The 6636-nt window shown below is 66.3% G+C and carries 8 protein-coding genes; all 8 read left to right on the forward strand.

Annotated features, from left to right (window positions below; genetic code table 11):
- Positions 1 to 36: 36 nt before the first annotated feature.
- Positions 37 to 945 carry a Rossmann-like and DUF2520 domain-containing protein gene (locus ACFTS5_RS16210; RefSeq protein ID WP_378632435.1) on the forward strand — a complete coding sequence of 303 codons (909 nt, stop codon included), beginning with the start codon at positions 37 to 39 and terminating at the stop codon, positions 943 to 945.
- Positions 945 to 1901: a pantoate--beta-alanine ligase gene (gene panC, locus ACFTS5_RS16215; protein ID WP_378631522.1), complete on the forward strand. Its 957-nt coding sequence runs from the start codon at positions 945 to 947 to the stop codon at positions 1899 to 1901. Before ACFTS5_RS16210 ends, panC begins: the two co-directional genes overlap by 1 nt.
- 12 nt (positions 1902 to 1913) lie before the next feature.
- Positions 1914 to 2333 (forward strand): aspartate 1-decarboxylase, encoded by a 420-nt coding sequence (panD, locus tag ACFTS5_RS16220; RefSeq protein WP_378631524.1) that lies wholly within the window; start codon positions 1914 to 1916, stop codon positions 2331 to 2333.
- Between the two features lie 22 nt (positions 2334 to 2355).
- A complete protein-coding gene (locus ACFTS5_RS16225) occupies positions 2356 to 3138 on the forward strand; it encodes a type III pantothenate kinase (RefSeq protein WP_378631525.1) in 783 nt (260 codons plus the stop codon).
- A 128-nt stretch (positions 3139 to 3266) separates the two neighbouring features.
- Complete coding sequence (locus ACFTS5_RS16230; RefSeq protein WP_378631527.1) at positions 3267 to 3863, forward strand: cysteine dioxygenase; 597 nt, start codon at positions 3267 to 3269, stop codon at positions 3861 to 3863.
- Between the two features lie 8 nt (positions 3864 to 3871).
- Entirely contained in the window at positions 3872 to 4294 is a 423-nt protein-coding gene (locus tag ACFTS5_RS16235) for a rhodanese-like domain-containing protein (RefSeq protein WP_378632437.1), read from the forward strand.
- A gap of 272 nt (positions 4295 to 4566) precedes the next feature.
- Entirely contained in the window at positions 4567 to 6033 is a 1467-nt protein-coding gene (gene lysS / locus ACFTS5_RS16240; RefSeq protein WP_378632439.1) for a lysine--tRNA ligase, read from the forward strand.
- Positions 6034 to 6148: 115 nt separating this feature from the next.
- A complete protein-coding gene (locus tag ACFTS5_RS16245) occupies positions 6149 to 6511 on the forward strand; it encodes an Lsr2 family protein (protein WP_067454241.1) in 363 nt (120 codons plus the stop codon).
- The last annotated feature ends 125 nt before the right edge of the window (positions 6512 to 6636 follow it).

The raw sequence follows: 6636 nt of genomic DNA on the forward strand, positions 1-6636 counted from the left end.
GGCGCAAACACGAGTGGCGACTCCGTGCCCGCACGAATGGATCCAGCGCCCGCACGACTGACGGTGGGAATCGTCTCGGCGGGACGAGTGGGTTCCGCACTCGGCGTAGCGCTCGAGCGAGCCGGCCACGTGGTCTTCGGTGTCGCCGCGATCTCCGACGCCTCGGTGCATCGCGCCCGTACCCGGCTGCCCGAAGCCCAGGTACTGCCGATCGAACAGATCGCCCAGCGCAGTGAACTGCTCCTGCTCGCCGTGCCCGACGCGGAACTCGCCGGGCTGGTCCGCGGGCTCGCCGGTGCGAACGTGGTCCGCCCCGGCACCATCGTCGTGCACACCTCCGGCGCGAACGGCGTCGCGATTCTCGAACCGCTGACGAAGCAGGGTGCGCTCGGCCTCGCGATCCACCCCGCCATGACCTTCACCGGCCACGACGAGGACATCGCCCGACTCGCCAATGCCTGTTTCGGCGTCACCGCCGCCGACGAGGTCGGGTACGCCATCGCGCAGGCGCTGGTGATCGAGATGGGTGGCGAACCGGTTCGCGTCGAGGAAGACCAGCGTTCGCTCTATCACGCGGCCCTCGCCCACGGCAGCAATCACCTGGTCACGGTGATCGTCGACGCCGTCGCGGCCCTGCGCGAATCCCTCTCCGGCCCCGGTCTGCTCGGCCAGCCGCTGGTCGACGATCAGCCCGGCGGCCTCCCCGAACGGCTGCTCGCCCCGCTCGCCTCGGCCGCACTCGACAACGCCTTGCGTCGCGGCCAGGCCGCACTCACCGGTCCGGTCGCCCGCGGTGATGTCGACGCCGTCGCCGCCCATCTCGCCGCGTTCGGGCAGGTCGACGATCGCTTGGCCGAGGCCTACCGAGCCAACTCGTTGCGCACGGCCCAACTCGCCCACACCGATCCGGCACTGCTGGAGCTCCTCGCCAAGGAAGGCCACTGATGGAACCCCGAGAAGTGCATCATCACCAGGGTGGCGCCCGCGCCACCGGTGCTTTCAAGGCGGGCGTGCTCACCGTGCACCACAATCCCGAGGTGCTCGACACGGTCGCCAAGGCCTTGCGCGGCGCCGGTCGCACGGTCGGTTTCGTGCCGACGATGGGTGCGTTGCACGAGGGGCACCTCGCGCTGATTCGTCAGGCCAAGCTCAACAACCAGGTCGTGATCGTCTCGATCTTCGTCAACCCGCTGCAGTTCGGCGCGAACGAAGACCTCGACGCCTACCCGCGCACTCTCGACGCCGACCTCGAACTGCTCCGCACCGAGGGCGTCGACCTGGTTTTCGCGCCGACGGTTTCCGATATGTACCCGGACGGCATGCGTACCACGATCCAGCCGGGTCCACTCGGCGCCGAGCTCGAAGGCGGCAGCAGGCCGACGCATTTCGCGGGCATGCTCACCGTCGTCGCGAAGCTGCTCAACATCACCCACGCCTCCGAGGCGTATTTCGGTGAGAAGGACTACCAGCAGCTCACGCTGATCCGGCAGATGGTGCGCGACCTGAACATGGACGCGAAGATCGTTGCCTATCCGACGGTCCGCGAGCCCGACGGCCTCGCGCTGTCCTCGCGCAACCGCTTCCTCGACGCCACCCAGCGCGAGTCGGCGCTGGCGCTGTCGGCCGCGCTCGCCGCGGGCCGTCACGCCGCGGGCCTCGGCGCGGAGGCGGTCGTCCAGACCGCTCGCTCGGTTCTCGACGCGGTCGAGGGCCTCGATGTCGACTACCTCGAACTGCGCGATGCCAACCTGGGTCCGGCCCCCACCGCGGGCAACGCCCGCCTGCTGGTCGCCGCCAGAGTCGGCGACACCCGCCTGATCGACAACGCTCCCGTAGTACTCGGCGCCCAGATCGACGGGCATCCCGACGCGAACTCCCTCCCTGCCTCGCAGGCGCACTGAAAGGCGACGACGATGTTGCGCACCATGATGAAGTCGAAGATCCACCGTGCCACCGTGACCCATGCCGACCTGCACTATGTCGGCTCGGTGACCGTCGACCAGGATCTGCTCGACGCCGCCGATCTGCTCGAGGGTGAGCAGGTCTGCATCGTCGACATCGACAACGGCGCCCGCCTCGAGACCTACGTGATCGCCGGCGAGCGCGGTTCGGGTGTGATCGGCATCAACGGTGCCGCCGCCCACCTCGTGCACCCCGGTGACCTGGTCATTCTCATCGCCTACGGCCAGATGGACGAGGCCGAGGTCCGCGAGTACGACCCGAAGGTGGTCTTCGTCGACGACTGCAACCGTCCGGTGGAGCTGGGCAGCGACCCCGCGCACGCACCGGAGGGCTCCGGCCTCACCTCGCCGCGCTCGCTGTCGTTCGTCTGAGCCGGGCGGGGGACCCAGGACCATGCTGCTGACGATCGACGTCCGCAACACCGGAATCGAGCTCGGCCTGTTCTCCGGTAGTGGCGAACACGCGACACTGGTGCGGCACTGGCGGATTCACACCAATCCGCTGATCACCGCGGACGAGTTCGCCATGCAGGTGCGCGGTCTGGTCGGCGACGATCTCGATCAGATCGCCGGTGTCTCGGCGTTGTCGACCGTGCCGCCGGTGCTGCGCGAACTGCGCGCCATGCTGGCGCGCTATTGGTCCCATGTGCCGCATGTGCTGGTGGAACCCGGTGTGCGAACAGGCATTCCGCTACTGGTCGACAATCCGAAGGAAGTCGGCGCCGACCGCATCGTCAACTGCCTTGCCGCGTTTCGTAGTTTCGGCGGGCCCGCGATCGTCGTCGATTTCGGCACTGCGATCTGCGTCGACCTGGTCTCGGCCAAGGGGGAATTCCTCGGCGGCGTGATCGCGCCCGGGGTGGAGATCTCTGCCGAGGCGCTGGTGGAACGCAGTGCGATGCGCCGCGTCGAGCTGGCACGGCCGCGTTCGGTGGTGGGCAAGAACAGCATGGAGTGCATTCAGTCCGGCGCGATCTTCGGGTTCGCCGGGCTGGTCGACGGGCTGGTCGACCGCATCCGCGACGAATTCGACGCGTTCGCGGGCACCGATGTCACCGTCGTCGCGACGGGGGCGGGCGCACCGTTGATCGTGCCGGAGTCGGAAACCATCGACCAGCACGTCCCGCATCTCACGCTGACCGGCTTGCGCCATGTCTACGAGCGCAACAAGAAATAGTGTCTGCTAAACTAGCGCTCGTGATCTTCCGTGTGAGCACCCAGGAGTGTTGTCGAGGCTAATCTGCCTCGACCGTTCGAGGCTGACGTTTTCCCTCGACCGATTTCTCACCTCCTGGAGATGCGCTCATGCGTTCTTCTGTCCTTTCCCTTCCGTCCGCGCGCGACGAGTACTCCGCGACGCCCCCGCTCGACCGGGCGATCGCCTCGGCGTTGCCGACCCGGTTGAGGCCCGCTGACCTGCTACGACTCACCGACGAAGGCGCCGAAGACGTCCTCTCCGGTCGCTACGACCACCTTCTGCCCGCCGACGGCATCTGGCCGGCCGACGAGCGCTGGGCGACCCGCCTCTCGCACGACGACGAGGTCGATGTCTGGCTGATCAGCTGGACGCCGGGCAAATTCACCGATTTGCACGATCACGCCGGCTCGCTCGGCGCCCTGACCGTGCTGAGCGGCGCTCTCTCGGAATACCGCTGGAATGGCACGGAGTTACGCAGGCGCACGCTCGCCGCGGGTGATCAGGCGTCGTTCCCGATCGGCTGGGTGCACGACGTGGTGCGCGCGCCCGCCGTCGCCGAATCCGTCGGTCCGCTCGATCCCACCTTGAGCGTGCATGCCTATTCCCCGCCGCTGTCGGCGATGTCGTATTACGAAGTGACCGGCCACGGAACGTTGCGCCGAACCAAAACCGTCCTCACCGACCAGCCCGAAGGTGATCTGTGATGAGCCGTTTGACGATTGATCAGATGCTCGAGAACGCTCGCGCGCGATTGCACCGGGTGTATGTGTACGACGTGGCCGCCGCGCTGGAGCGTGGCGCGATTCTGGTCGACATCCGACCGGCCGCCCAGCGCGTGCGCGAAGGTTCGCTGCCCGGCGCGCTGGTGATCGAGCGAAATGTCCTGGAATGGCGGCTGGATCCGACCTCGTCGGCCCGGTTGTCCCTTGCCGTTGATCACGACGTGGAATGGGTCATCTTCTGCTCGGAGGGGTACACGTCGAGTTTGGCGGCGGCCGCGTTGCAGGAGCTGGGGTTGCACCGGGCCACCGATGTGATCGGTGGATACCAGGCGTTGAAATCGGCGGGGCTGTTGACGGTCGGCATCGGCGTCCCGCATTTCGCCCGCGAGGTGGACGCGCTGGCCTCGCTGTAACTGCCCCGCACGAATTGTGAAGTGCCTCACTGATTTCGCGAGCACATGGGTAACTCGCTAGCCGCCTCCGGGCCCTCGTACGCATAACGTGAGGCCGAGAGCTGACGGCTGTGCTTCCGGACGGTCCGCTGAATACACGGAGGGGCGGGGGAGCGGGGGAGCGGCAAATCCATTTCCGGGGACCGCTAATGTTGTCGAACGTGAGCACTCCTAACCCCGCCGCACCCGGCCGCGCCGCCACTTCCGCTGTGGACATCGATGTTCCCGAGCAGATGCGGATTCGCCGGGACAAGCGCGAACGGCTGCTCACCGAGGGTGGTGAGGCCTATCCGGTGGTGGTGCCACGCACCCACACCCTGGCCGAAATTCGTGCCGCCTACCCGGATCTGGAAGCCGACACCCAGACCGGTCTGCAGGCCGGTATCGCGGGTCGCGTCATTTTCGTTCGTAATACCGGCAAGCTGTGCTTCGCCACGCTGCAGGAAGGCGACGGCACCAAGTTGCAGGCGATGATCAGCCTCAACGGTGTCGGGGCCGACGCGCTGGCGGCGTGGAAGGCCGATGTCGACCTCGGTGACTTCGTGTTCGTGCACGGCGAGGTCATCTCCTCACGCACCGGCGAATTGAGCGTGATGGCCGATTCCTGGTCGATGGCGGCCAAGTCGCTGCGCCCGCTGCCGGTGGCGCACAAGGAGATGAACGAGGAGTCGCGCGTTCGTCAGCGCTATGTCGACCTGATCGTGCGCCCGGAGGCCAGGGAAATGGCCCGTACCCGCGTGAACGTGGTCCGTGCGCTGCGTAACGCGCTGGAGCGCCGCGGCTTCCTCGAGGTCGAGACCCCGATGCTGCAGACCATCCACGGTGGCGCCGCCGCGCGCCCGTTCGTCACCCGTTCCAATGCGCTCGACATGGACCTTTTCCTGCGCATCGCGCCGGAGCTGTTCCTCAAGCGTTGCGTGGTCGGTGGCTTGGAGAAGGTCTTCGAGATCAACCGGAACTTCCGCAACGAAGGCGCTGACTCGACCCATTCGCCCGAGTTCGCGATGCTGGAAACCTACGAGGCCTACGGCACCTATGACGACTCGGCGACGATGACCCGGGAATTGATCCAGGAAGTCGCGCACGAGGCATTCGGCACCCTTCTGGTGACGCTTGCCGACGGCACTGAATATGATCTCGGAGGCGAGTGGACCACCGTCGAGATGTATCCCTCGCTGTCGGAGTCGATCGGTGTCGAGGTCACTCCGGAAACCACTGTCGAGGAATTGCTCGCGCTCGCCGATCGGGTGGGTCTGGAAATTCCTTCGGACAAGGGCTACGGTCACGGGAAACTGGTCGAAGAACTTTGGGAACACGCGTATGGCGACAAGCTCTACGCGCCGACTTTCGTTCGTGACTTCCCGGTCGAGACTTCACCGCTGACCCGTCAGCATCGCAGCAAGCCCGGCGTCACCGAGAAGTGGGACCTCTATGTTCGCGGCTTCGAGTTGGCAACGGGCTATTCGGAACTGGTAGACCCGGTGATCCAGCGGGAACGCTTCGTCGACCAGGCCAGGCTGGCCGCGGCGGGCGATGACGAGGCCATGGTGCTCGATGAAGACTTCCTCGCCGCGATGGAACACGGTATGCCGCCGACCACCGGAACCGGTATGGGAATCGACCGCTTGTTGATGGCACTCACGGGTTCCGGAATCCGGGAAACGATCCTGTTCCCGATTGTGCGACCCACTAGTCGCTGACCAGTGAATTCACGGGGTGAAGACCCCGTGTTGGAAATTTCGCATTTCGGGGTATTCTTGCCTCGGGTATTCGGCCTGGAGGCAGGCTTGACGATTTCGAGAGGACGTTCATCTCATGGCAAAGAAGGTCACCGTTAGCCTGATCGACGATGTCGACGGTGAGTCCATCGCGGACGAGACCATCGAGTTCGCTATCGATGGGGTGTCGTACGAGATCGATCTGTCGGACGCAAATGCGGCGCGCCTGCGCGAGGGCCTGGACGAGTGGGTCGCCAACGCCCGCCGTGTGAGTGGCCGTCGTCGGGTGAAGGCTGCCGGTGCACCCGCGCCGCAGGGCAAGAGCCGCGTTTCCATGGACCGCGAACAGAGCGCCGCAATTCGCGAATGGGCACGCCGCAAGGGTCACAAGGTCTCCGCCCGCGGTCGTATCTCGGCGGAAATCACCGAGGCATACAACAAAGAGGTCGGCAAGAGCTGATTTTTTGGCGGCGCGGGCGCCGCGTGTTCGCGGCCCCGCCGGTCCCGGGGGGGGGGGGGGCGGCGCGAGTTGTGTGCGCTCCCAGAGAACCCCGCGCCAACAACACAGCCCGCCCCGGCACCCCG

It is taken from the genome of Nocardia sp. NPDC056952, assembly GCF_042674185.1.
GTDB lineage: Bacteria > Actinomycetota > Actinomycetes > Mycobacteriales > Mycobacteriaceae > Nocardia.

Excerpts from the sequence above, each read along its gene's own strand:
- panC (WP_378631522.1), top strand. The coding sequence starts at position 945 with ATGGAACCCCGAGAAGTGCATCATCACCAGGGTGGCGCCCGCGCCACC.
- ACFTS5_RS16225 (WP_378631525.1), top strand. The coding sequence starts at position 2,356 with ATGCTGCTGACGATCGACGTCCGCAACACCGGAATCGAGCTCGGCCTG.
- lysS (WP_378632439.1), top strand. The coding sequence starts at position 4,567 with ATGCGGATTCGCCGGGACAAGCGCGAACGGCTGCTCACCGAGGGTGGT.
- ACFTS5_RS16245 (WP_067454241.1), top strand. The coding sequence starts at position 6,149 with ATGGCAAAGAAGGTCACCGTTAGCCTGATCGACGATGTCGACGGTGAG.
- panD (WP_378631524.1), top strand. The coding sequence starts at position 1,914 with ATGTTGCGCACCATGATGAAGTCGAAGATCCACCGTGCCACCGTGACC.
- ACFTS5_RS16230 (WP_378631527.1), top strand. The coding sequence starts at position 3,267 with ATGCGTTCTTCTGTCCTTTCCCTTCCGTCCGCGCGCGACGAGTACTCC.
- ACFTS5_RS16210 (WP_378632435.1), top strand. The coding sequence starts at position 37 with ATGGATCCAGCGCCCGCACGACTGACGGTGGGAATCGTCTCGGCGGGA.